This window comes from Scytonema millei VB511283 (assembly GCF_000817735.3).
GTDB lineage: Bacteria > Cyanobacteriota > Cyanobacteriia > Cyanobacteriales > Chroococcidiopsidaceae > Chroococcidiopsis > Chroococcidiopsis millei_B.
Genome location: NZ_JTJC03000003.1, coordinates 628,968 through 653,887 on the forward strand (window position 1 = coordinate 628,968; position 24,920 = coordinate 653,887).

At 43.5% G+C, this 24,920-nt stretch carries 21 protein-coding genes; 6 read left to right on the forward strand and 15 right to left on the reverse strand.

Annotated elements, in window-relative coordinates; translation table 11 throughout:
* Positions 1-5: 5 nt before the first annotated feature.
* Both QH73_RS14725 and QH73_RS14730 read right to left on the reverse strand, forming a co-directional pair.
* Positions 6-971, reverse strand: a complete 966-nt coding sequence (locus QH73_RS14725) for a ribonuclease Z (RefSeq protein ID WP_039713197.1) — start codon at positions 969-971, stop codon at positions 6-8.
* Positions 953-1,129, reverse strand: coding sequence for a hypothetical protein (locus QH73_RS14730; protein WP_165587703.1), 177 nt, complete (start codon positions 1,127-1,129; stop codon positions 953-955). The genes QH73_RS14725 and QH73_RS14730 overlap by 19 nt, the downstream gene beginning before the upstream one ends.
* A gap of 977 nt (positions 1,130-2,106) precedes the next feature.
* Here QH73_RS14730 and QH73_RS14735 point away from each other — a divergent pair.
* The gene (locus QH73_RS14735; protein ID WP_039713196.1) at positions 2,107-4,953 is read left to right on the forward strand and encodes a polysaccharide biosynthesis protein; all 2,847 of its coding nucleotides are present in this window, start codon (positions 2,107-2,109) and stop codon (positions 4,951-4,953) included.
* Positions 4,954-5,076: 123 nt separating this feature from the next.
* On the opposite strand, the gene QH73_RS14740 is transcribed toward QH73_RS14735, so the two are convergent.
* From QH73_RS14740 to QH73_RS14770, 7 genes are all read right to left on the reverse strand, one after another.
* Positions 5,077-6,171: an FHA domain-containing protein gene (locus tag QH73_RS14740; RefSeq protein WP_052289725.1), complete on the reverse strand. Its 1,095-nt coding sequence runs from the start codon at positions 6,169-6,171 to the stop codon at positions 5,077-5,079.
* 207 nt (positions 6,172-6,378) lie between these two features.
* Entirely contained in the window at positions 6,379-7,230 is an 852-nt protein-coding gene (locus QH73_RS29180) for a DMT family transporter (protein ID WP_039713195.1), read from the reverse strand.
* Positions 7,227-7,991: an SDR family NAD(P)-dependent oxidoreductase gene (locus tag QH73_RS14750; RefSeq protein WP_039713194.1), complete on the reverse strand. Its 765-nt coding sequence runs from the start codon at positions 7,989-7,991 to the stop codon at positions 7,227-7,229. The genes QH73_RS29180 and QH73_RS14750 overlap by 4 nt, the downstream gene beginning before the upstream one ends.
* A 185-nt stretch (positions 7,992-8,176) precedes the next feature.
* Positions 8,177-8,386, reverse strand: coding sequence for a hypothetical protein (locus tag QH73_RS14755; protein WP_132867050.1), 210 nt, complete (start codon positions 8,384-8,386; stop codon positions 8,177-8,179).
* On the reverse strand, positions 8,383-8,583 hold the full coding sequence (locus QH73_RS14760) for a hypothetical protein (RefSeq protein ID WP_039713193.1): 201 nt from the start codon (positions 8,581-8,583) through the stop codon (positions 8,383-8,385). Before QH73_RS14760 ends, QH73_RS14755 begins: the two co-directional genes overlap by 4 nt.
* Positions 8,584-8,689: 106 nt before the next feature.
* The gene (locus tag QH73_RS14765; RefSeq protein ID WP_039713192.1) at positions 8,690-10,024 is read right to left on the reverse strand and encodes a flippase; all 1,335 of its coding nucleotides are present in this window, start codon (positions 10,022-10,024) and stop codon (positions 8,690-8,692) included.
* Positions 10,025-10,145: 121 nt separating this feature from the next.
* Complete coding sequence (locus QH73_RS14770) at positions 10,146-10,721, reverse strand: helix-turn-helix domain-containing protein (protein WP_039713191.1); 576 nt, start codon at positions 10,719-10,721, stop codon at positions 10,146-10,148.
* A 171-nt stretch (positions 10,722-10,892) separates the two neighbouring features.
* On the opposite strand from QH73_RS14770, the gene QH73_RS14775 reads away from it, so the two are divergent.
* Positions 10,893-12,086: an NAD(P)/FAD-dependent oxidoreductase gene (locus QH73_RS14775; RefSeq protein ID WP_039713190.1), complete on the forward strand. Its 1,194-nt coding sequence runs from the start codon at positions 10,893-10,895 to the stop codon at positions 12,084-12,086.
* 108 nt (positions 12,087-12,194) lie between these two features.
* Here QH73_RS14775 and QH73_RS14780 read toward each other — a convergent pair whose 3' ends face one another.
* Positions 12,195-12,890, reverse strand: coding sequence for a diacylglycerol/polyprenol kinase family protein (locus tag QH73_RS14780; protein ID WP_052289724.1), 696 nt, complete (start codon positions 12,888-12,890; stop codon positions 12,195-12,197).
* On the opposite strand from QH73_RS14780, the gene QH73_RS14785 reads away from it, so the two are divergent.
* Positions 12,872-13,123, forward strand: coding sequence for a hypothetical protein (locus QH73_RS14785; protein ID WP_132867052.1), 252 nt, complete (start codon positions 12,872-12,874; stop codon positions 13,121-13,123). The two genes, QH73_RS14780 and QH73_RS14785, sit on opposite strands and share 19 nt — an antisense overlap.
* Before the next feature lie 35 nt (positions 13,124-13,158).
* A complete protein-coding gene (gene yidD / locus QH73_RS14790; RefSeq protein ID WP_236147035.1) occupies positions 13,159-13,404 on the forward strand; it encodes a membrane protein insertion efficiency factor YidD in 246 nt (81 codons plus the stop codon).
* Positions 13,405-13,465: 61 nt separating this feature from the next.
* On the opposite strand, the gene QH73_RS14795 is transcribed toward yidD, so the two are convergent.
* Positions 13,466-15,583: a serine/threonine-protein kinase gene (locus tag QH73_RS14795; RefSeq protein WP_052289723.1), complete on the reverse strand. Its 2,118-nt coding sequence runs from the start codon at positions 15,581-15,583 to the stop codon at positions 13,466-13,468.
* Positions 15,584-16,302: 719 nt separating this feature from the next.
* Between QH73_RS14795 and QH73_RS14800 the strand changes: the two genes are divergently transcribed.
* Both QH73_RS14800 and QH73_RS14805 read left to right on the forward strand, forming a co-directional pair.
* The gene (locus QH73_RS14800) at positions 16,303-17,463 is read left to right on the forward strand and encodes a WD40 repeat domain-containing protein (protein WP_039713189.1); all 1,161 of its coding nucleotides are present in this window, start codon (positions 16,303-16,305) and stop codon (positions 17,461-17,463) included.
* Positions 17,464-17,559: 96 nt separating this feature from the next.
* Positions 17,560-18,249, forward strand: a complete 690-nt coding sequence (locus QH73_RS14805; RefSeq protein WP_039713188.1) for a M15 family metallopeptidase — start codon at positions 17,560-17,562, stop codon at positions 18,247-18,249.
* A gap of 82 nt (positions 18,250-18,331) precedes the next feature.
* On the opposite strand, the gene QH73_RS14810 is transcribed toward QH73_RS14805, so the two are convergent.
* From QH73_RS14810 to QH73_RS14825, 4 genes are all read right to left on the reverse strand, one after another.
* Positions 18,332-19,906: a DUF6798 domain-containing protein gene (locus tag QH73_RS14810; RefSeq protein WP_132867056.1), complete on the reverse strand. Its 1,575-nt coding sequence runs from the start codon at positions 19,904-19,906 to the stop codon at positions 18,332-18,334.
* A gap of 181 nt (positions 19,907-20,087) precedes the next feature.
* On the reverse strand, positions 20,088-21,635 hold the full coding sequence (locus QH73_RS14815) for a glycosyltransferase family 39 protein (RefSeq protein ID WP_039713186.1): 1,548 nt from the start codon (positions 21,633-21,635) through the stop codon (positions 20,088-20,090).
* A gap of 46 nt (positions 21,636-21,681) precedes the next feature.
* A complete protein-coding gene (locus QH73_RS14820; RefSeq protein ID WP_039713185.1) occupies positions 21,682-23,292 on the reverse strand; it encodes a glycosyltransferase family 39 protein in 1,611 nt (536 codons plus the stop codon).
* A 60-nt stretch (positions 23,293-23,352) separates the two neighbouring features.
* Positions 23,353-24,906 carry a glycosyltransferase family 39 protein gene (locus tag QH73_RS14825; RefSeq protein WP_039713184.1) on the reverse strand — a complete coding sequence of 518 codons (1,554 nt, stop codon included), beginning with the start codon at positions 24,904-24,906 and terminating at the stop codon, positions 23,353-23,355.
* Positions 24,907-24,920 lie beyond the last annotated feature (14 nt).

Genomic DNA, 24,920 nt, shown 5'->3' on the forward strand with positions numbered 1-24,920 from the left:
CTCAACTAGACCTTTGCCGCTTGCTTTTCTCCTTCTGGTTGACGACGACGGGGAATTTCATAAGTTAAAAAGTCGTGTGCCATTTCAGTATTGGGAAAGATCGCCCGCGCTTCTTCTAGAAGGTGTTGTAATTGAATGTCATTCCCAGGGGCGTAGCGAGGGCTAAAATGTGTCATAACCAGTAGCTTTACTTGGGCAGCTAATGCTGTTTGTGCTGCCATTGTTGATGTGGAATGCAAACGTTGAAAAGCGAGTTCTGCATCGATATGAGAAAATGTCGCTTCGTGGATTAGTACGTCCGCACCTTGGGCAAGAGCAACTGCCCCATCGCAGAAAATTGTATCAGTACAGTATGCTAGCTTGCGCCCTGCTTCTGTGTCACCGCATAGATCGACTCCCCGAATCACCCGCCCGTCATTGAGAGTTACCGTTTCACCCCGCTTTAGTTGACCGTATACTCTCCCAGGAGGGATGTTTAGCGCCTTGGCTTTTTCGACATCAAACCGCCCAGGACGATCTTTTTCAGCAATCCGATAGCCAAAAGCGGGGACGCGATGCTCTAAGCGATCGCAACTCACTGTAAATTCTTCATCTTCGTAAACCATCCCAGGCTGTACTGTATGGACGTGCAGCGGGTAAGATAGATGAGTTTGAGAATAGCGACCGCAGGCGCGGAGATACTCTTCTAACTTTGGCGGACCGTAAATATCAATTCGGTGCGGACTACCCGCCAAACCACAGGTGGCTAGCAATCCCATTAAGCCAAAAACATGATCGCCGTGCATGTGAGTGACGAAAATGCGGTTAATTTGGCTAATTTTTAAGTCACTCCGCATAATCTGATGCTGAGTTCCTTCCCCGCAGTCAAATAGCCAGACTTCTGCTCGTTGCGGTAGGCGAAGGGCAACACTAGAAACATTACGCGATCGCGTCGGTACACCGGAACTCGTTCCTAAAAAAGTAATCTGCACTGCGGCTGCTGTCGATCTACGACATGGCTGACGTATTCTTTATCTATACTGCCACGCGATCGGCGATCGGTAATCCGCGATTTGAGGTGTAGAATCTTTTGACTTCTGACTTTTGACTTGGAGACTTCCCTTTTGTCTCTCCAACCTATTAAAATCAAGACTCAGTACGATTGGCTTTAGCTTTAGTATTTGATAGATACTTCAGCTCGATCGAGTTTTTATAAAACTATACTTCTGATCTTATTTTTAGAGTTTTTAGAGCATTTTTAATAGCCAGCTGCCTTTTCTTCAGACAAATCTAAACTCTGTCTGTTTTTGCGAGTTTTGCTAGTTAAGTGTTACTAATATTTTAGTTAAAATTTACCTTTTTAAATTGGTATAGTGGCTGTAAGTCCAGGTGGCTGTGATGTCTCCCCACGTCCAATCTCATCTAACTCGGTGCAACTACATCAGCAAAAATCGTGTCGAAATTTGCAGTATCGCTCTAAAACCGGATCGAATTTGAACTAGATTGGGTGAAGTAGTAGTTTTTCTTTTGACGAAGTATATGTATCTAAAAATGCTTTAGCAACTGTAGATTTACTGAGATTCAGCAACATGAAAACTCAAAATTCTATGAATCTGCGGTAAAAATTCTTTCAAGGGGCGTGAAAGTTGTGGTAAACTCTTAGCGAGTATTGCATAGATCGGAAAGGAGGAGCACAAAAATAAAATCAACGGTTAATAACTCAATTTTTCGCGATCGAACTAGCAAGGTTAAAAGATGCTAATGTAAATCCTGGCATCATATTATTGATTTATCTACAACGTTAAAATCCATTCAATTAAAATAGAGCGTATTAGCTTTTTCTGAAAAAATGGACGAGAAGCTTGGTCTAATTTGGCGAGCATTCTGTCGTTGTGCTAGAGATATCTAAGCACTAGATTCCTCATGTTTTTTCAGATTTCAAAAATATCGCAATATCCTGAATCGGGCGTAAAATGCCTAAATTTTTCTGAGGTTTACTCCGATTGCAGACTGTAGTGATGGAAAGCAGAGATAAGTATTCGTGCAAAAATTGCATCTAGTATCTGCTGCAAACTCTTAAGTAAATGAAGCTTAAACTCTTCAATTTCCGAAGCACCTGTCAACAAAATGAAAATCATAGTAGAACAAGTATCCAAAGCTTTATTGGGAATCAGAAATCGACATTTTATTATTCTCGATACAATCGTATTTTCGATCGCGCCAGTCCTAGCACTAAGCCTGCGCTTGGACGAATTTAACATTGTTGAAACCCTCAACACTCATGGGCTTCAGTTAGCGATCGTCTCTACCCTATTTATCATCGTAAAACTGAGCATCTTATATAGTTTTGGTTTTTATCGACGGTGTTGGCGCTACGCTAGTATTGACGAGCTGACACAAATCGTCATGCTGACGCTAGCAGCGATTGTTCTCGAAACAATAATTGTCTATGCCTTCAATAACTGGTCTAATTTTTCCGCTGTCTTGCCGCGATCGCTAGCGCTGCTAGATGGAATGCTCAGCCTAATCTTCGTAGGTGGACTTCGCTTGAGCATTCGAGTGGTCGAAAGAGCAAACCACAGGCAGGCTCAACCTAAAAGTAGCGAACGCTTGCTAATTGTTGGTGCAGGTAATGCAGGCGTGACAATTGCCCAACAGATGCAGCAGAACCCACACTTCAATCTTTACCCCATCGCTTTTATCGACGACGATCCAGCGAAATTTCAATTAAGAATTCGCAATTTACCTGTAGTTGGCGATCGCCATCAGATCCCGAAAATTGTTCGATCCTTGCGCGTCGATCGCGTCGCGATCGCCATGCCGAGCGCCCCTGGCGAAGTCATTCGCGAGATCTTAGATATCTGCCAATCGAGCGGTGTGCGTACCAGCACTTTACCTAGCGTCAGCGAGATCGTCAACGGTTTCAACGGTCGCGTGGCGATCGAAAGCATTCGCGAAATCAAAATTGAAGACTTATTGCGTCGGGAACCAATTCAAACAGACGGGCAAAAAGTCTCGCAGTTATTAACAGGTAAGAAAGTACTCATCACTGGCGCAGGTGGGTCGATTGGTAGCGAACTTTGCCGTCAAGTCTTTCGCTGTCGTCCGGCAGAAATCATGCTGATAGGACACGGCGAAAATTCGGTCTTTTACATCCAACAAGAATTAGAACGAGTCATGGAAGTGCTACGGCAAGACGGCGCGTTGCAGGGATATATGCCACGCCTGCGCGCTTTTATCGCCGATATTCGCTTTCCATCGCGCTTAGAGTATGCTTTTGACCAATTTCGCCCAGATATCGTTTTTCATGCTGCCGCGCACAAGCACGTACCCCTGATGGAGGTAAACTCACCAGAAGCGATCACCAACAACGTCTTGGGGACGAAAAACCTGCTCGATCTGGCGCTGAGATACGATGTCAACCAATTCGTAATGATTTCTACGGATAAGGCAGTCAACCCAACTAATATTATGGGAGCTAGCAAGCGGACTGCCGAAATGCTCGTTCTGCAAGCAGCGCAAAAGAGCGGCAAACCCTATGTCGTCGTCCGATTTGGTAACGTGCTGGGTAGCAGAGGTAGTGTCGTGCCTACCTTCAAGCAACAAATTGCTAAAGGGGGACCGATTACCGTTACTCATCCCGATATTCGACGCTATTTCATGACCATTCCCGAAGCCGTGCAATTAGTCTTGCAAGCGGCAGTTGTTGGCTGTGGCGGAGCCATATTAATGCTAGATATGGGACAGCCAGTGAAGATTGTGGATCTAGCGAAAGATTTGATTCGGCTGTCTGGATTGCAGGTCAATAAAGACATTAAGATTCAGTTTACCGGGTTGCGACCAGGAGAAAAGCTATTTGAAGAACTGTTTATTCCTGGCGAACAGTACGAAAAGACAGAACACGAAAAAATTCTGATTGTCAAAAATGCCAGTAACTTTACGCCAAAAACTTTAAATTCTTTGGTAGAAGCACTGTGCGATGCCGCGCGGCAAAATGATGCTCCGGCGATCGCCTTCTTATTACAACAGCTCGTACCTGAATATAAGCCACAAAACTCTCCAATTCCCAAACAATTACCTGCAAGCCAAGAAAAACTGCTGGATGAACTTATCGTTCCAAGATCGAAGCGGCAGCATATTCTAGATACACCTATTGCTGCACTCGATCGCCAGTCCAAAATTCAGCTACAGGAAATTGAGCAAGCATTCGAGCAGGGTGAATTTGAGATTCACTACCAACCGATTGTTGTGTTGCAAACCAATAGAATTGTTGGGTTTGAAGCGCTCTTACGCTGGCAGCACCCCACGCAAGGTATAGTTTCACCTACGGACTTTATTTCTGCTCTAGAAGCAACAGATGCGATCTCAACTATCGGCTGGTGGTCGTTGCGGCAAGCTTGTCAACAGCTACGCCTGTGGCAAGAGTGCTATCCCAAAATTCCTTTGACTGTGAGCGTGAATCTTTCCAACACCCAGTTCGCTCATCCAAATTTGGTGGCGCAGTTGGGGCTAGTTCTAGAACAGACTGGATTGAATCCTCGAAATTTGCGTCTGGAAATTCCTGAAAGCGCCATCTTATCGGATATTGAATTTGCGAATCAAAGGGTAATAGAACTCAAAGCCTTAAACGTAGAGTTGCAAATTGATAATTTGGGTATCGGCTATTCATTTTTGAGCTTACTGCAAAGGCTACCCAATCGCATGTGCTATGAAAAATTCGATCGCCTCAGCGTCGATCGTTCCCTCGTCAATCAAATTGATACTGATGAAGAGAGCTTAGAGATTTTGCGAACAATCGTGGCGATCTCTCGCAACTTGGGTGTAGAGACAACGGTTACTGGCGTAGAAACTGCGGCTCAGCTAGCACAACTCAACGCTTTGGAATGCCAATACGGACAAGGCTACTTTTTCGCCAAACCGATTAACAAAGATGCTGCTGGTACGCTGATTGGTTCGCAGTTGCAACCCTTATGAGGGAGTAGGGAGTAGGGAGCAGGGAGTAGGGAAGAAGAGAGCTAAGGGAGCTGGGGGAGAAAAACTACGTTTGACTTTTGACTTTTGACTTTTGACTTTTGACTTCTTACCAACTACTGACTGCTATCTATTAGTGAGCCGATGAATGCTTCTGAGATAATGCACGATCGCTTCTGCGGTAGCAAGGTTAGTAGCTAGTAAAACTTGGTTGAGATGGCACGATCGCATTAAGGCTTCCTGAGTTTCCTGTTCCGAGCGTGGAAGTTCTAGGATGTCTTGTAACACGATCGTAGCCAAAACATTGCCAGAGTTGACCAAATTAGCGATCGCTTGGTATCCTCCGAGCGGTAAAGCTGGCGTTTCTGCTGATACTGCTATACCAGCTTGCTGTAAAGTTGCACTCGTGGCAGGAGTCGTAATAGTCAAGTGTTGAGACAAGAATTCTTGATGCTGAGCAACAAACTGTGCTAATTCCGCTCTTTGGCGATCGTGTGCCATTAGCGCAATGTATTTTCCAGATCCAAAAGTTGACGCTGCATTGGTGGTAGTATCTTTTTTTACCACTGCTGACTGTGGCATTGCTGACTTTGGTACTAATGACTTTGGAGTTGAGACACGCTCAATTTTTGCTTCTGATTCAAGATCCTGCCACGGATCTAATTCTAGAATTGGATCGATTTTATCTAATTCGATCTGAGTCGGGCGATCGCTCAGAGGAATTTCTGTGGCTTCAGGGACAATAGATGGTAGTTGAATTACAGTTGCTTCTCCTGCATCACTACCACTCTCATCAAGTTGAATCTCGTCAATAGAAAATTGCTCTTGTAGGTTTTGGCGATCGGAAATTGCTACAGCATGAGTGTGACTAAAAACTGTCTCGGCTAAGTCTTGCCGAATTACATCTACTTCTTCCAAAATCAGTACGAATGCTCCAATCCGTAATATATCTCCAGGTTTAAGAAGATATTTTTGATTAATTTCAGCTAATTTTCCATTGACGATCGAGCCGTTTCTACTTCCAATATCAATAAAGTAATAATTGCCACCTTCCTGAATGATTTTTCCATGTAACCGACTAACATCAGCACTATCTAAAACTAAACTTGCAGAAGGAGAGCGACCAATCGAACACTCTTTTTGTAAATTGTTTGTTGTTAGGAAGAGATTAACTTCTTGCGTTTCATTTAGCTGACGAGAATTAAAAATTTTAATTTGCATAACTCAAAAGTTAAAAGTTAAAAGTCAAAAATCAAAACTAATTTTTCTCCCTCAGCTCTCTTCTTCCCTGCTCCCTGCTCTCTCTTGATAAAATACCCAAATCGAAAGGTATGTTAACTAAGTTTTTGCTTCGTTTTGTTAATTTTTCTAAATGTATGGTGGACATTGCCCACCTGATAAAACTATCTAACGATTGTGCCAGCTAATTTATGTTTCTTGGAGATTGACTAAGAAGACACCCGTAAGTGTAATTATTCCACCAACTATAGATAACAAACTGGGTAATTCTTGCAGCCAGATCCAAGCGATCGCAATTGCGAGAAATGGCACGAGATAAAGATAGCTAGCGGCTTTGGCGGCGGAAATTTGCGATAGGGTATAAGTCCAAGTCATATAAGCGATCGCAGCGGGAAAAATACCTAAATAGGCGATCGCTAGAGTTGATTCTAAGGAAGCTAGCCGCACTGATGCTGTATCTGGTAAAAACCCTAGTAACGCGATCGTGCCACTCCAAATTGTATAAGTAGCTAGCTCAAACGCACCGTACTTTTGAAACAGCGGTTTTTGTAAAATGAAATAAATTCCCTGAGAAATGGCAGCTAACAAAATCAGCACCGCGCCGAAGTTGAAGTGAAATCCTCGTATCTCTCCCAGTGAAATTAAAGCAGCACCAATGAAACTAATGACAATTCCCAACCATCCCCGTGCTGTCAATTTTTCACCCAAAAAAGTTATTGCCAACAAAGCAGTAAAAATTGGGCTAGAAGCATTTAGAAGACTGGCTGCACCTGCGGTGACAGTTTGTTGTCCAAATGCTAAACATAAATGGTAAGCGCTAATACCTAAAAATCCACCCAGGGCGATCGCGGGTAAGTCTTTGACTTGCGGCAAACGCATCCGCGTCAGATATGCATAACCTAGCAGGACAAGGGAGGCGATCGCAAAGCGCAAGGCTACTAAATGTTCGGGACTGTAGCTGCGTAAACCTGCCCGCACACCCGCAAAGCCAGAACCCCAGAGGATGAGAGTTACGAATAGAGCAAATAATTTTTTATTCACGCTGCATGATAGCCCCCGTCTACATACAGCACCTCGCCTGTAATGTATGAAGCCGCATCGCTGGCAAGGAAAATATATGCCCCAAGAAATTCTTCTACTTTTCCTCGCCTTCCCATCGGCGTAAACCTCGTTACCCGCTGCTGATACGGATCGTTTTCGTTATGCTCAACGCCTGCCATCCTGTTGTCAATGTATCCAGGCGCGACGGCGTTAACTCTTACTCCTTTTTGCGCCCATTCCACAGCCATTGTTCGCACCATTTGATTAATCCCCCCTTTAGAAGCGGCATAAGGGACTAACCCGGGTATTCCGACAGCACCAGCAATAGAAGAAGTCATAATGATACTACCAGCGCCGCGAGCGAGCATGTGTTGAGCGGCAAATTGGGCGCAGAAGTAGTATCCTCGCAAGTTAATATCGAGAATTTTGTCCCATTCTTCCGCTTCGTATTGCTCGGCAGGTTTGATAATATCAATGCCAGCATTGCAAATTAAGACATCGATCGCCCCATAATGCTCTATTGTTCGATTTACGAGTTGCTGGCAACGATCGCGTTTACTGACATCAACTTCAACAGCATCGACTTCTAGCCCCTGCGATCGAAACTCGTCTCTGGTAGTTTCTAACTCTTCTGAATTCCAAGACGAGATAACTACTTTTGCACCGCGATCGGCAAAACCTCGCGCAATAGCTTTGCCCAAGCCTCTACTAGAACCCGTGATGCAAACAACTTTATCTGCAACGCTGAATATATCTGCCATGAGTTGTTGGAGACCGAGTAGATTCTCATCATCTCAACATACCTCAAATCCAATTTGAGTTCAATATATCGAAACTTTAATATGTTGAACTCAACTCTCAATCGAGCTTAATTCTTATTAAGTGTTAGCTGGCATTAACCACCCTGCAACAATCGGTCATATTCTGCATGGGTTCCAATCCAGAATCAGGCAATGTCATCATTTTCTTCTACTGCCAAGGCACGATAGTGTGTTCCGATCCGTACCGACCAGAACGAACCTACCTTTTTGAAGTGAAGCGACGGATATCGAGAATTTTGTTTCAGCAACTCATAGCACCGATCAGCTAGTTCCTGAATCTCGTTTGGTAGCTGTCGATAGTGATACCAAAAATCAGGAGTCGCACGATATCTCACAAGTCAGTACAACGTCCTTCACGTAAGTGTTGCAGTGCCTGTTGAGCCAGACGATCGAGCCGACCTGCTGCGACATCTTCCTCAAACTGTCGATCCCATGCTGCTGCATCGAATTCTGCAAACCACGCTCGGAAATCGGCAAGCTCCTCTGCTGATAGTTGGCTGACAGCCTGTTCGATTTCTTGCAAATTATTCATACGAAGGAAATTTACAGGTGACTTAACCTTTTCGATGATAACGCTCCGCCGTACACATAACTAACTTCTCCACCTAACCTTTTCGGCTTTTGAAGAAGCGATCGCCCTATCGGAATGTAGCCAGAATCGAGGGGCGAACGTCCAGCCGTTTGACCACGATCGCATGAAGCCAAACGTTCCATAACATCATGGAAAATGCCGTTGCTAGTGCCGCACCGAAAATTCCTAACCAGTAGATGCCAAGGACATTTAAAACTACATTCGTGAAAGCACTAATTCCCATCACCCTTGCAGCCGGAATTTGGTTGCCCGTCATGATTAGCAAATATCCTACCGATCCCGCTCCCACATTCACAAGTTGACCTAGAATCAGAACGATTAGCGCTCCTCTAGCTGTGGTGAATTCCGAGCCAAATAATTGTAGTACGGGTTCGGCAAAAATAATTAAACCGATCGCAATTACCAACGCCGGATAAAACATCCACCGCGCTATTGTCGATACTAGCTGCTGCAATCCTTGGCGATCGCCTTGAGCGTGTAGCGAAGCGATAATGGGAGCAAAAATCGCATTGACAGCAGTGAGAATGAAATGAACCCAAAGCGATGTTTTGAGTGCAGCACTGTAAATTCCCACGGCTTTAGCTCCTAGCATTGTCCCTAGCATGAGCGTATCTGTTTGACTCAAAACCACAGACGAGCCATCCATAAACATTAATGGTAAGGCAACTCTCCACCATTGACCGATCGCATAAGCAGGAACGGCTTGAGAAATTTCTGCAGTCAATTCTCGATAAAACAGAAGTGCTTGAACTAACAAAACAAGCAGCAGTGACAGAATTGAAAGCGCGATCGCTTCTGTACTATTCAAGCTCCGATTCAACTGCCAAATAAATGTAATGCCAATTAATATCAATGGATAGGCGATTAAGTATGGAGCATAAGCTAGGGTAATTCTTTGAAAGGCTCTAGCAATTTGTTGCTGAAGATTAACTAATGCCATCAAAGGCACGCTCCAAACACCAAAAATCAGCGGTTTTGAATGCTCCAATCCTTGATTTGATGCCAACCACTGCAATACAACCGTGCTGAATACAGATGTAATCAAACTAGCGATTAGCGTTTGTTGCCAACTTCCCCAGATAATTCCCCGCAAATGTCGCCAATCTTGCTCGAACTGGTATTTGGGAATAAATCGTAAAACGGCAATTGGCAAGCCCAATCCGGCAAGAAAAGCCAGAGAAAGACTGAGGGCGATCGCATAATCGTAAATGCCATACTCTGTGACTCCCAGCCAACGGGCAAGTAAGATTTGGGAGACATAGATCGTGCCAGCACTGGTAATTTGGACGCTTAACGCCGCACCTGCACCGCGTACTAACGTCCTTAGCAAGTCAGATTGCTGGTGTTTTAGCCAAGATTCAAATTTGGGCAACTTAGGCATTTAACTTAGACATCGACCGGATTTCGGCATCGACCGGACTTCTATCTCTTTAATACTACATTTTATACTACACGCACGCTTGCCTAAAATTCAATATATTGAATTTTAGGACTTTTTGGAATCACAACACATATACGAGTAATGCCCGCGCTTCCTCTTCACCAAGATTTTGAATTTGGTGATGGATATCGACAGGATATCTTGCCGTATCGCCTGAGTTTAGAGATTGCTCGTAGATACCGCATTTAACTAGCAAATTGCCGCTTAACACAGTCAAATGCTCGTAACTACCGGATGCGTGCGGTTCGCTCTCCAAACAAGCATTGGGTTCCATCAGCAATTCGTACCACTCAGTAGCACCAGCAGATGAGATCGGGCTTAAAATTCGCAGCTTACACTTACCATCTTGGCTAGCGATTGTGGGGGTATGGTGCGATCGCATCACCTCAATTTTCGCAGGCGCGATCGCGGTTTCGACATGCGCTTGACTGACTAACTCGGTAATACTGACATCCAAGGCATGGGCAAGGCTCCATAAAGTAGCGATCGTCGGATTTGTTAACTCTCGTTCGATCTGCGACAGCATCGACTTAGAGACATGAGAGCGTTGAGCGAGTTGTTCTAGAGTCAGGTTGCGGTGTTTGCGGATAGATTTAACGATCGCTCCGATGGCTGGCGGAGAAGGCTGGCGACTCATCTACAGTAGCGTACGATTGTATTTTTTACTCTAGGAGATTACGGCAGCAATTCGCCAACGCCAAAGTTGCGGTAACTCAAATTAACTTCTGCAGCAAGAGCAGGAATTTGTAATTGCTTTGTTAGAGTGAAAAGAGTAGCCCTACTCGCAATCCGATCGCCCCTCAGAATTATGTCCCAACAACCCGCACGTATTTGTATTCTCGGTGGCGGCTTTGGCGGTTTATACACGGCACTGCGCCTGAGCCAATTACCTTGGGAATCGGAAAAACCAGAAATTGTCCTAATCGATCGCAGCGATCGCTTCTTATTTTCGCCCCTGTTGTACGAATTGCTCACGGGTGAATTGCAAACTTGGGAAATTGCCCCGCCGTTTATCGAACTCCTCGCCTCAACTGGAATTCGCTTCTGTCAGGGTGAAGCAGCAGAAATTGATATTTACGAACAGCGAGTCCGGCTGCAAGATGGAATCGAAATTCCCTACGATCGCCTAGTATTAGCTTTGGGTGGTGAAACGCCGCTAGATATGGTTCCTGGGGCATCCTCCTACGCTTTCCCCTTCCGTACCCTTGCCGATGCCTACCGCATGGAAGAACAGCTGCGGCTACTTGAAGCATCTACCGCAGATAAAATTCGCGTGGCAATTGTAGGGGCTGGCTATAGCGGCGTAGAATTGGCGTGTAAGCTGGCAGATCGTCTTGGTGAAAGAGGACGCTTCCGATTAGTAGAACTGAGCGACCAAATTCTTAGAACATCCCCAGAGTTTAACCGCGAAGCAGCCACAAAAGCATTGGAAAAAAGAGGGATTTGGCTCGATCTCGAAACTAAAGTCGAGTCAATCGAACCGAATGCGATCGCCCTGGAATATAAAAATCAAGTCGATATTATTCCCGTAGATCTTGTCGTTTGGACGGTAGGTACGCGAGTTGCGCCAATCGTGCGATCGCTTCCCCTCAAACAAAACCAACGCGGACAGCTCACGGCGACATCAACTCTACAAGTCATAGATCGTCCCGAAATATTTGCTTTGGGTGACTTAGCTGACTGTCGCGATGCCGCAGAGCAACAAGTTCCTGGTACTGCTCAAGCTGCCGTACAACAGGCAGACTATGCCGCTTGGAATCTTTGGGCTTCCCTCACCCACCGTCCTTTACTTCCCTTCCGCTATCAGAATTTAGGGGAAATGATGACTCTAGGAATTGACAGTGCCACACTTACGGGTTTGGGAATTAAGCTAGAGGGTCCTCTCGCCGCGATCGCCCGTCGTCTTGCATATTTATATCGACTACCAACCCTAGAGCATCAAATTAAGGTGGGCATCAATTGGATTACTCGCCCATTTTTGCAGGGGATAGAAGAGAGCTGAGGAAGCGCAAGGTTGCGCTTGGGAGCTGAGGGAGCAATTCTAGCCACTAGCCACCAGCCACTGATAACTGATAACTGATAACTGATAACTGATAACTGATAACTGTTTTTACAACAACTGACTCAGCAGAAATCCTAATCCGGCGCTAGCTATAGGTACGGATAGGTTATCAATGCCGTACCAAGAAAAAGCTTCTAGACCTGTAGCTACCAGAGCAACTACAAAAGCCACGAGCCAAGTTAACCAAGAATTCCCGTGTACGGCTACGAGAATGGAGCTACTCACAATGTAGCTGACCACAGCCATAGTCAAAGAGCCTTCCCAGCTTTTTTTCACACCCCCAACCGTGTAGACATGCTTTCCGTAACGTTGTCCGATTAAAGCTGCGAGTCCATCACCCCAAGTCATGATGAGTATGCCTAAAGCAGCGAAGTAAGGTTTCTGGACTGCCCAAAACCAAGCGACTAGAACGCCGATGCTTACAGCGTAGAAAAACGTCCCTAAGCTCTTGCGTCCGATACTGTTAATTCCTGGTAGAAGTGGCAGGCGATAGGATAATAAAGTCGTAATACCTGCTAATACTGATGCGCCAATCCCTACCCAGGCGGGGATATTTAATAACCAAGCGAATAAAATGACATTGCCAGTGCCAATGTGAACGATTTTCCGCACAATTTCGGGATCGCTATTTGCGAAACGGCTAACTGCACCTGCGATCGCCAGAACAATTCCCAGCCAAACTCCTACCACTGCTATCTGTAGCCAGAGAGTAGGAATTCGAGCTAGTGCCGGAAAATCAGCCATCAACGACTCAATCAAAACAGTCACAAAAGCTACTACATATCAAATGTAGTAGATTTGGGATACACAATGAAGAGGGAGCAGGGAGCAGGGAGCAGGGAGCTGAGGGAGCTGAGGGAGCTGAGGGAGAGTCGCGGAGAAAGAAATTGACAATCTCCACACCCCACACCCTACACCCTACACCCTACACCCGCATCAACAAGCATCACGCACCACTTATTACAAATGACGAATGACAAATGACCAATATCATTGGAGGAAATTATCGGTGTTGAAGATCGGATTAATTTGGTTAATTCGGGGCTATCGAATGTTAATTTCTCCTCTATTGCTGCCATCGTGTCGGTTTCATCCTACCTGTTCTTCTTACGCCCTAGAAGCGATCGAACGTTTTGGCGCTTGGCGGGGTGGAATTTTGGCAGTGCGACGCATTTTACGCTGTCATCCTTGGCATCCAGGCGGCTACGATCCTGTACCAGAAAGGAGGGAGCAGGGAGCAGCGACCAGTGACCAGTGACCAGTGACCAGCGATCGGTCACTTACGACTTACGACTTACGACTTACGACTTACGACTTGATTAAGGCACAGTTTTTGTCTGCCAGTTGTATAAACTTCTGGTGTTTCCGACTGGAAAACGGGCGCGTCTGCGGATGGGGCGGTTGGTGCGTCTGGCGATCGCGGGTTTGACTCGTCTAGAAATGGGTTGCAATCGCCTGACAGTCGTTCGTCTCACAGTCGTTCGTTTTATCGTCGATTGAGGACGGGAGGTGGAAGTTGCGATCGCGGTTCTAGAGCGGTTGGGGCGGCTGCGGGGGCGATTGGTAACAGTTTTTGGTTTGGATGTTACAGGCTGCGTTCGCGATTGGGGCGGTTTTGGTGTCGTTCTAGACTGTTGCGGTGGGATAGCGGTATTGGACGCTAAAGCAATTTTGATGGCTGCTTGTTGGGCAAGAGGAGCGATCTGCTGTTGCCAGTAGGGATGAATAGTAACTTTTCTGGTGGCTTGGAGGACATCTTGCCACTTGCCCACAGCGGCGGCGCTTTTTGCTGCCTCCCAAGCGGCGCGGTTGTTTTGCCAGTCGCGTTGCCATTGGGTAATTGCAGTTTGGGCTGTTTGATAGACGGGGTTAGTGATGGGAATTGCTTTCACTAAGGCGATCGCCTGTGGTAAGTTTCCTGCTTCGTAATCGGTTTTCGCTTTTTCTAATAAACGGTTCGTCCACTGCGCGATCGCGGGCTTAGCTACAGGATAAAGCGGATCGGTGCTGGGAATTTGACTGCCTAGCGCGATCGCCGCCGATAGATCGGTGGCAGCTAGCTGCTGTGCCTGGGCGAGGCGACACTGTTGAAGTCCGGCTTGAACTTTGGCGTTGGTACTACTGTGAGTCGATGCTAGATCGATGCACTCTTGGTATTTTCTCGCAGTTTTGAGCGCGTTCATCTGCTCCAGAGTCTGCTCTGGATCTGCGACTGGATGCCAATTCGTTACGTACATCGCTGCTACGCTTGCTAAGACAGCCGTGAGTGCTGCTCCCACGCGGAGGGGATAGCGCTGTCGCGATGGGGAGGCTTTAGCAGGAGTCGATCGATCGGGGTTTACTAATGCTACAGCGGGGGGGTCGGGTATCCGTTCTAGAACTGGTAGTGCTTGGGTGGCAACCTCGGCAGTTGGGGTCGTGTCGAGTCCTGCCATCGTCACAGTATGAGTCTCGGAATGATTCTCAAGGAGATCGGTTTTCACTTCACGCTCTATACCTTTAGGAGTGCCAACTAGAGTAAGACGTTTCTCCAAGTTCGACTGGTTGAAGTGAGAGACAGGTAGCGGTTGAATTCCGATAACTGGTTGCAATAACGTGGGAAAATTGGCGAGTTGCCGCAGGGCAACTAGGGCGGCTACTGCCGTCTGATAGCGATTTTTGCTGTTGTAGCGCACCATTTTGGCAATGACTGCCCCCAGTCCCTCGCTGACTTTGGCATGTTGTCGCCACTCAATTTCGCCAGTGTCTGACTGTTCTGCTAACTGGGAAGGATTCATTCCTGTCAGAGCTTGAATGGCGATCGTGCCGAGGGCATAAATATCGCTATTGGGTTGAGGTCTACCTTGACCTTGTTCTGTGGGCATGTAACCAGGAGTCCCGATCGCGATCGTAGCTGGTGGGCTATTTTCCTGTTGCCCCGTTCGGGTAAACACCTGCGTCCAAACCTGTTTGACTGAACCAAAATCTACTAAGACTAACTTGCCATCTGCAATTCGCCGGATGAGATTGTCAGGTTTAATATCGCGATGAATTGCTGCGTGAGCGTGGACGAAAACCAATATTTCTAATACTTCTTGCAGCAGTTGGTAGACTTTACTTTCTTCCCAGCGATCGCCTGGAAGTAATTCTTTGGTCAGAGTATGTCCTTGAACGAACTCTTGAACGAGGTAAAACTCTTGGTGTTCTTCAAAATAAGCTAGTAACCGAGGAATCTGGTCGTGATTGCCGAGTTGCTCTAAAATTTCTGCTTCTGTTTGAAACAACCGCCTTGCATTGTGCAAAAATTTAGAGTTGACGCTAGCAGGCTGGAGGTGCTTAACGACACATCGAGGATTTCCTGGTCGATGCATATCTTGGGCTACGTAGGTTTGACCAAAACCACCGTTAGCTAGAACTTCTACAACTTGGTAACGCCCGCCTAGCAGCTTGCCTCTCATCGCCTGAATTCCCAGAAAATTAAGAACATGTTACAATATTTACAATCTATCCACTTACTCCTACGGTAATAATTACGTATTCTTTAAATTAATTTTGAGTTATCTCAGGCAGTGTAAGTCATCAAACACTGCTGAGAACGAGCAGTCGCACAAATTTAAGTACTAAAAGTTTAATCAATTTCGTGCTTCCTCACAAAGATGCTATTTCAAGTACATGAGTTCCTGAAAACAAAGCTAAAATTCAAAATCTAAACTCCAAAAATCAAGTTCCTACAACGTCCTAAAAATTGGTAATAGCTTCTTTTCGCTCGCAGTGTAGTCAACAAGACTATGCAGTGGAGAAAACGCCATCATTCTATGCTATAAAGGTTCTATTTTTCTGCCTCCCCCTTGCTTGCACTAGTTTGTGCTTTGCTTTTTGACAGCACAATTCTCAAAAAAACTGTTAACAATAAACTGGCTGTAGAATGTCAGGAATTAAATTAAAGATTGTCTGAAATACAAAATTCGCCTGTCTCCAATTTAAATTTGGCAGGTGCGGACGCTCGCGTCGATCTTTGGTAAATTTATCCCTAGTAACTCTATTCCTAGTAAAAAGGTAGTTCAGTCCGTTCACTTTGTCTAGCCTCTAGAGGTTTTTACTCAAAAAAGAGAGCCATTAGTTCAAAAACTATTTCTAGGTTAGCAATAATACAGCCAGTATCACTCCAGCTTCATCTATGCCACCTCAGTCTTTAGTTTCAATTGCTATTGCGATCGCTTGTCAGTTATCAGTTGTCAGTTATCAGTTATCAGCGAGGGAGCAGGGAGCAGGGGGGAGAAGAGAGCTGAGGGAGCAAAAATCAACCGTCTTCACGCAGTGTAGCGCCAGCGTTTACCGTCAACCGTCTTCACGCAGTGTAGCGCCAGCGTCTACCGTCAACCACCAACTACCAACTACCAACTACCAACTACCATCACTCCTAACTCGTCTGTGGCAGGGAAAATTTCAAGTCGATACGATTAGCGGCGGGCATCGACGGGCAGTTTATTCAGTAGCGTTCAGCCCGAACAGTCAGATGATTGCTAGTAGTGGTGGAGATCGGACGATCAAAGTTTGGTATTTGGCAGGGAAAAGATTGTTGCAAACTTATATAGCGCACAGAGATTGGGTGAGTTCTCTCGCGTTTATGCCCGACAAAACCGGACAAAAAACAATTCTTGCTAGTGGGAGTGGAGATAGAACGGTTAAGGTATGGAATTTGCGGCATCGAAGATTAATTCGTACCTTTGTCGGACATAAAGATTGGGTGAGTTCGGTAGCGTTTAGCCCAAATGGAAAACTCTTGGCAAGCGGTAGTGGAGATAATACCATCAGGCTATGGAACCTCAAAACTGGAAAAGCCTTGCGCGTCATCAAGGAAGGCAGTGGAGTTACGGCGATCGCTTTTAGTCCCGATGGCAAAACCCTTGCTAGCAGCACTTTTTTCAACAGCGTCCAACTTTGGGATGTCGAAAGTGGCGAACTGATTCGTACTTTTACCGGACACAAACGTCCAGTATACGCGATCGCCTTTAGTCCCGATGGCGAAACCCTTGCCAGTGGTAGCAATAACGGACAAATGATTTTATGGCGAGTTGAAAGCGGTAAGTTGCAAGAAACTATCAAAGCCCACAAGAAAGAAGTCACGTCGCTGTCTTTTAGCGAGGATGGCGACACCCTCGCCAGCGCCAGTGGAGACAAAACAATTAAATTGTGGAATCCCGCCAACGGAGAATTACTGCGCAGCTTATCAGATCACTCAGCCGGAGTCACTGCCGTTACCTTCAGCCCCAGAGGACAAACTTTCGCTAGCGGTAGCAAGGATAGAACGATTAAAATTTGGCGAGAAGAAACTTGATGAAGTCGTTGTAAGTCGTAAGTCGTAAGTCGTAAGTCGTAAGTCGGAATTAACTGATAACTGATAACTGATAACTGATAACTGATAACTGAATAAATGAAACCATATCAACGAGTGCCGATCGCAGAATCTGGGGAATCGTTAGTAGAAATTCCTTTAGAAAAGTTTGCTGTAGAGTCACCCCATCCTTACCAGTTACTAGGTGCGCCTTATCAAGAGCGATCGCCTTATTATTTACGACAAGGTGTACTGAATCGCCTCCTGCAAGCCCAAATCTATCTTCAACAGACTCATCCCCAGTGGCGCATTCAGATTTTCGATGCCTATCGTCCGATTGCCGTGCAAAAGTTTATGGTAGATTATGCTTTTAGCCAAGTTTTGCAAGCAGAGGGACTGACTGTAGAGCAGCTATCTCCCGACCGACAACAGGCTTTATGGCAGCAAGTATATCAAATTTGGGCAATTCCTAGCACCGATCCTAAGACTCCCCCACCTCACAGTACGGGTGCAGCAGTCGATATTACCTTAGTAGATGCGGCTGGAATGATAGTAAATATGGGTTCTCCGATTGATGAGATGTCAGCGCGATCGCAACCCAATTATTTTGCAAGTAGCTCCGATCCCGTAGAGCAACAGTATCACATCCACCGCCAACTCCTACGAGATATCATGCTCAAGGCTGAATTTACTCGCCATCCTGGGGAATGGTGGCATTTTTCTTTCGGCGATCAAATGTGGGCATGGTTGAGCGATCGCCCTGTGGCTCAGTATGGTGGTATCTTGTAGACGTTACACGTAACGTCTCTTTCCCCTACTCCCGTACGGGCGGGTTTACCGCACAATTCTGGGTTGTTGCAGGGATCTCCTGTCAAAACCCGCCCCTACCGACTCCCGACTCCCGACTCCCTAATAACTGATACACTCCATAGCGATCGTCTTTGTATAGTTGAGCTAAAAAGCTGCAATTAGCATTGAAATTTTGGCTTTCGGTGACGACTTTGTTAATTTGATAATCGGCTACGAGTTGTTTTAAAATGTCGCACTGGCGATCGCTTGGCGATTCATAAAAGGCTTGCGCGGCTAAATTTCTTTCATACCACTCTAAAACTTCAACATCTTTGTATGGATGTGATTTAAAGTTAACCAAAATGGGAGCGCCTGTATAAACTCTAAACTTGCGTAACTCTTTATTTTTATTTGGAACTAGATAGAGGTCTTCTTGTTGCGTTGTTTTTTTGACATAATTCAACATTGGGATACTTCGGTCTTGTTCTACAAACATTTGTCCTTGGTTGTACAAGCCAAGCACAAAAACCATAGATATCGTAGCTAAACTCGCCACCATCACCGAGCGTTTGTGTTGAATTTGAAAGTAGCGATCGAATAAGTAAGATACGAACCAAGCAACTGTAATACTAGTGGCGATCGGTACTAAAACCGCAGAAAGTCGCCAAGGAGCAACAAAGGCTATTGTATTATTTGGATAAACTATTTGAATAATAGTTAAAGTGACAATAATTAAAAAAGGAATAAATAGAGTGACGAAAACTTTAGTTTTTCTAATTAAATAGAGCGCTAAAGCAACTAAGAAAAATTGCAAATAGGCTGAAGGTTTACTTAAAAATATCTGAGGGATAGAATGGTGAGGTATTCTTAATTGGACGATAATATATTGCGATTTTGCCCACAGTTCAGCGGTGGTTGGTCTGAACTGAAAATACATATAACTAAAGACTGGCAGTAAGAATAGAGTTGCTACGCCTCCAACTAACAGGACTTTAATTAGACTACCTTCGTTTTTATAGATAACAATTAGGTAAGTCAAGCAAATAATCGCTGCACTCATAAGATATGTAGGATGAAAGGTAGCTGCTAAAGCTAGACAAGCTACAGCGATGAAGTAATTGCGATGAAGAAATCGATAAATTGAGAAAATGATAAAAACACCGAAGTTGCTGGGTTGAAAGTAAGGTCCGAGAACGTATTGTTCTGCAACTCCATAATGAATATTTAAAGCCGTATCTAAATCGAGAGCTTTAATTTGAATATTGATAGAATGAAGGACGATCAGTATAGCAAAAAAAACTAAATATTTCAGGCGATCGCTATTAGTTTTAGAATCTATAGCTATTTTAGGATTTATATGAATTGGAAAAATAAATGAAATAATTCCTGTCAGACTGTAAATATATACGCCAAAAATAATTATATAATAAAGATAAAAAGCATATTCATTTAAATATAAATGAGTTATCTTGACTAAAAAAGTAAAAGCTGGTAGAGGATCGATGGTGCTGGCGAACCAATCATTTGCTAAAAAACCATAGCTAGCTTGTGCTAGTCCATGAAAAAATTTTGTCGTTTGATTGTCATAGTATAAAGGTCTTTGAGTGTAGGAAATTCCAAAGACAAAAGCAATGAGTAAAAACTGAACTATTGACAAAAATCTTCTCTTCAAGTTAATCAGTTCAATTTTCATGAGTATTCTTAACCGATCGTTATCTGTTTATAGTGATTCCCATCTAGATACAATACATCAGTAGGGGCGTACAGCTGTGCGCCCCTACTGTAAATACATGTACCTCATTCAATTGAGAATTGCTATATCTAATCATTATCATCTTCTAAGAAAAATCATATAAGTACGCAAACGAGCCTGGAACTGTAAACATATCAATTTTTTGACCCATACTATCTAAATAAGCTAAAATTCTTTGCTGCTCTTTGGGAACGTGAGTAATGTGAGATAATATGACCCACACCCTTTTATTACCGCGCAATTTATCGAAATCGTTTTGATATCTTTGCCATTCTTGTTCTGACATTCCCTTCCCGTCATATTCATCGAGATCGTCTATTCCCATAATGTAATCATCCTCACGGTAGCCATATTTTGCCGCATAATATTTAAATTGATATTCAGCTCTTTGATAAATGTATAGAATATCCCCTGACTGTTGATGAGATTTTAGATAACTCATAACTTGCTTAATTTCTTGTTTCGTTTGTGGCTGTACTAGGCGATGGCTAGCATTGGTTATAGGAATGGCAAGTAGTAAGCTAATAATTAAAATACCGATAACAGCAGTAAATTTATTTTTACAAGTTTTCTGCCAAATGAAATAGCTTCCCTCGGCAATTCCTAAAATAAAAAAGGGAGTTAAAAAGACAACTAAGCGACTGTGGAAAGGATATTTTTGCAGATATCCTGCAAGCAACGTCACTATGAAAGGAGAAATTAGAATGAATAAGATTTCTCTTCTCCGATACCAGAGGGAGATAAATCCAGCTAGACAAACTAAACGAGGAACAATAACCCAAGGTTCGGGAAAACCTAAAGGATCTTTGAACAATTTGATATATCTTAAGTACGACCAGTTAATATCAAAGATTGAGGTAGGAAAAGCATACTTATTTGTCCACGATCGCAATAAATATTCGCTTTCACCTAGATTTCTCAAAGATAGAAAATACAAACTAGCAAAACTCAAAAACCAAATTGAAGTTACTGCCAATACTATAATTAGTTTATTACGTTTTTTTTGCTGCCAACCAGCTAGTATATGATATATTCCCACACCTGCTAACACAAAAATTGCTGGATGTGAAAACCAAACTGCGATCGCACCTCCTATTGCATATATTATGACTTGAGAAGGCTCGATCTTTTTCTGATGCAAAGAGACTCCAATTATAGCGCCAAGTATGGCGACGGCTACGTCAGTCGAATACTGTTTCACTTCGGAAGCAAAGTAAAGTAAATACTCTAAACCAGCAAAGAGAGTTAAAGCAACCGGAACGGCTGGTTTTTGCAAACATTTTTTTGCTAGATGGTAAAATAAAAATAGTGAAGCAATACTAGAAATTAAAGGAAAGAGTCTTAAGGCATACTCGTTGTTACCGAATAACTGCACTGCTAGTTTTTCCACCATCAAAAAGCCAAGAGGCGCGCCTTGGTTGTAATCTAAAGGCTGTAATAACTTAGCATAAGAGCGATTGACAATATTTAAAGCAAGTGCGGCTTCGTCATTCCATAAAGAACGATTAAATAGATATTGAACTAGCCTGACTAGGATACCAAAGCCGATAATGACGAATGAGATTCTATCTAGAGTGAATGCAGTAAATTTGCTTGGTTGAAGTTTCTTAAATTGTTTTATAGTAGTTTGCATAAATTTGGATAAATAAAAGTTGCGATCGCCACAGTAATTGTTATATCTAATTTAGGGAAGTCAATTTATTTTGGCTCAACCTCCAGAGACGAGCGGGTTCGTAAACAAGTTCTGGTGTATAATTCTGTATTTGATTAAAATTGTCGAGCATTTCATCTGAAGGCTTGTATAAAAATATGTCGCTGTAACTAGCAGAAAACTCGGAATCAAAGGATAGATTTGATGTAGAATCGAGTTGGCAAGTATGGCATTTGGGTTTGAGCTGAAATTGAACGTGTGGTTCTAGCAAATAGCTTAAAGAGATAATTCTGCCAATTTTAGTATCGCTCATTAAAAATGGACGATTTGCTCCATTTATTATTTGAGCAACTTGAGGGTTTTCAGCACTATTACCTTTCGTCCACCAAGTTTCCGTGCGAGCGCTGACTAAACAGGATAGAATACCAGAAGTTAATAGTACGAGTGCTAGCAACTGCCAAAGTTTTTGTTGTTTGACACCACTTGACGAGAGTTTAGTAGCCAGCAAATAAGCAACAGCAATTTGAATCCCTAAATAAGTCGGAATGAGATAGCGCATCGTCAGCGATCGCTGTCCTCCTAAAATCAAATCTGGTAAAATTAGGGGTATAGTTGGTACGGCGATCGACAACAGGATAAATAATGAAACTTGCTTAGTTGTTGTCCGATCTAGAAAATAAAGAGAGTACCCTGTCAGAACTAAGAATGGTAAAACGATAAGATGTGTTAGATCGAATCTAGATTCTAAACTCGACTGTCCCCAAACATCAAAAAAAATATAACTTAAGTTGAAAACCCAGGTTTTCACTAGATTGATGAGGGGTATTGCTTCATCCTTATTGACATTACTATTAATCGCAGAAAAATTGCTGACAACAATAATCAGCCAAGGGATAAAAGCTGCGATCGCGGTGATAAAGGCGATAAAATAAGCAGGGGATGTTTTGCTAAATTGCAACTTTGTCTTTAAGCTAAATAAATATAGTCCCTGGGCGATCGCGGCTAAACCAGTAAATAAAAATGTATATAATCCTACAATGAGACTAATTGCGTATAGTCTCCAACTCAGTTGACTTTTGAGACGAATAGCGCGTAACACAGACGCACTTGATAGTAAAATTACCACTGTCCACAAACTATACTGACGTGCTTCCTGAGCCATTAAAACATGAAATGGCGAGACTGCGACTAACGCCATAGAAACCCAAGCAACTGAAGGCGATGGAAATAATTCTCTACACAGCCAATAGATACTAGGAAAAACAAGCACGCTAATCAGAGCCGATAAACCTCTAATTGCAGTAATTGAATCGCCCAACCATTTTACCCAAAAATGAGCGATCGCATAATACAGCGGGGGATGCTGAAAATCTTCCGTAGCCAAAGATTTTATCGTGTCTAATAAGTTTCTACCAGCGTCATGCTGATACCGTTGTAAATCTTCTATACTCACAACCGGATGACGAGAAACTTGTTGAATGACTTCTGCTTCCGTGTAGCCAAAAACACGAAATGAAGTGAAGACTTCATCGTACCAATAAACTTTGCGATCGAGATAGAGAAATCGAAAAAATATACCGATAACTAGAATGCCGATAATTAACAATTGCCATCTAGTCAATGGTAAGTCATGCTTCATGAGAATTATCTTACTAGATTATCGTTTGTGCGATCGCAACGCGACATCTCTACTCGCTGGCTAACTAAGATCGTATAAATATACAAAAGAACCTTCCTTCCCAAAAGTATCAACCCGTTTACCGATCCCATCAAGATAAGCTAAAACTCTTTCTTGCTCGTCTTCCCAGCGCCGTAAGTGGGATAATAAGATCCACACCCTTTGCTTACCGCGTAACTTATCAAAATCGCTGGTATATCGCCGCCATTCTGCTGCTGAAATACCTTGCCCATCTTGACGATCGAGATCGTCTATCCCTAAAATATAATCTCCTTCCTGATATCCATACCAATGCGCATAATATTTAAATTGATATTCAGCGCGTTCGTATATATAAATAGTATCTCCTGGTTGCTGATGACTTCTTATATAAGCCAGAACGGGTTTAATTTCTTGTTTAGTATAAGGATCGAAGATGAGATAAGCAGCAGTTCCTATCGGAGGAACGAGAAGTAATATCAAAATCAGAGTACTGACTTTTCTCAAAACTTGATGACGGCTGATCTGGCGAATTGCAATTGTTCCTTCTGCAATGAAAAGAATAAAAAAAGGAATTAAAAAGATTACCAGCCTACCGTTAAATGGATATTTCTGTAAATAAGCTGCGAAGAAAGTTACTGAGATGGGAGCCAACAATGTCAGGAAAATTGCTCTGTTTTGAAACCAAAAGGAGATACAGCCAAATAGGAACGCCAGAATCCCAATTCCTAGAAAAATATCGGGAAGTCCTAATGGAATGTGAAAAAATTCTATAAAAGCATTAAACAACCAGCCGAAATCCCAAACAGATGTAGGAAATGTACCGCGTCCCGCCCAAGATTTAAATAAAGATTGATTGCTAGCTATATTGCGTAATGAAATAAAGTATGAAAGACCAAAACTAACTATCCAAAGAGAATAGATCGCTAACAGTTTTAAGCTCAATGAAAATTTCTGTTGAAATAAACTTATGAATAAATAGCTCGTCCCTATCCCAGCTAAGACAAAAACAGATGGGTGAGAAAACCAAACTGCAACAGCGCCGATAAAGCCAAATTTTAAGATTTGTCTTAGTTTGATTTGCTGTCGCTCTATGCCAATTAAAATAAAAGATAGTATGACTGCGATCGCCACATCGCTAGAGTATTGTTTCGTTTCTGTAGCAAACTGAAGCCAAATATGTACTGTAGCAAAAAGAGTGAGAGCAACAATTGCAGCTAGACGAGACTGCAAACATTTCTTAGCTAATTCGTAAAAAATAAATAAACTGGCGATCGCACTGACAAGAGGAAATAACCTCAAAGCATATTCATTGTTGCCAAAAATCTGCACCGCTAGTTTTTCTACCATCAAAAAGCCAATTGGTGCGCCTTGGTTGTAATCTAAAGGTTGTAGCAATTCTAAATACGAGCGATTGATGATATTTAACGCTAGTGCAGCTTCATCATTCCACAAAGCACGATTAAATACATATTGAACTAGCCGTACCAAAATACCAAAGCCAATAATTGTATATGGCAGTTTTTGAGGAGAAAAGAGAGAAAAAATAGCCTTTTTACTAAAATAATGTTTTCGCACTTGAGATACACCGTGCATAGAATTGCTTGAGG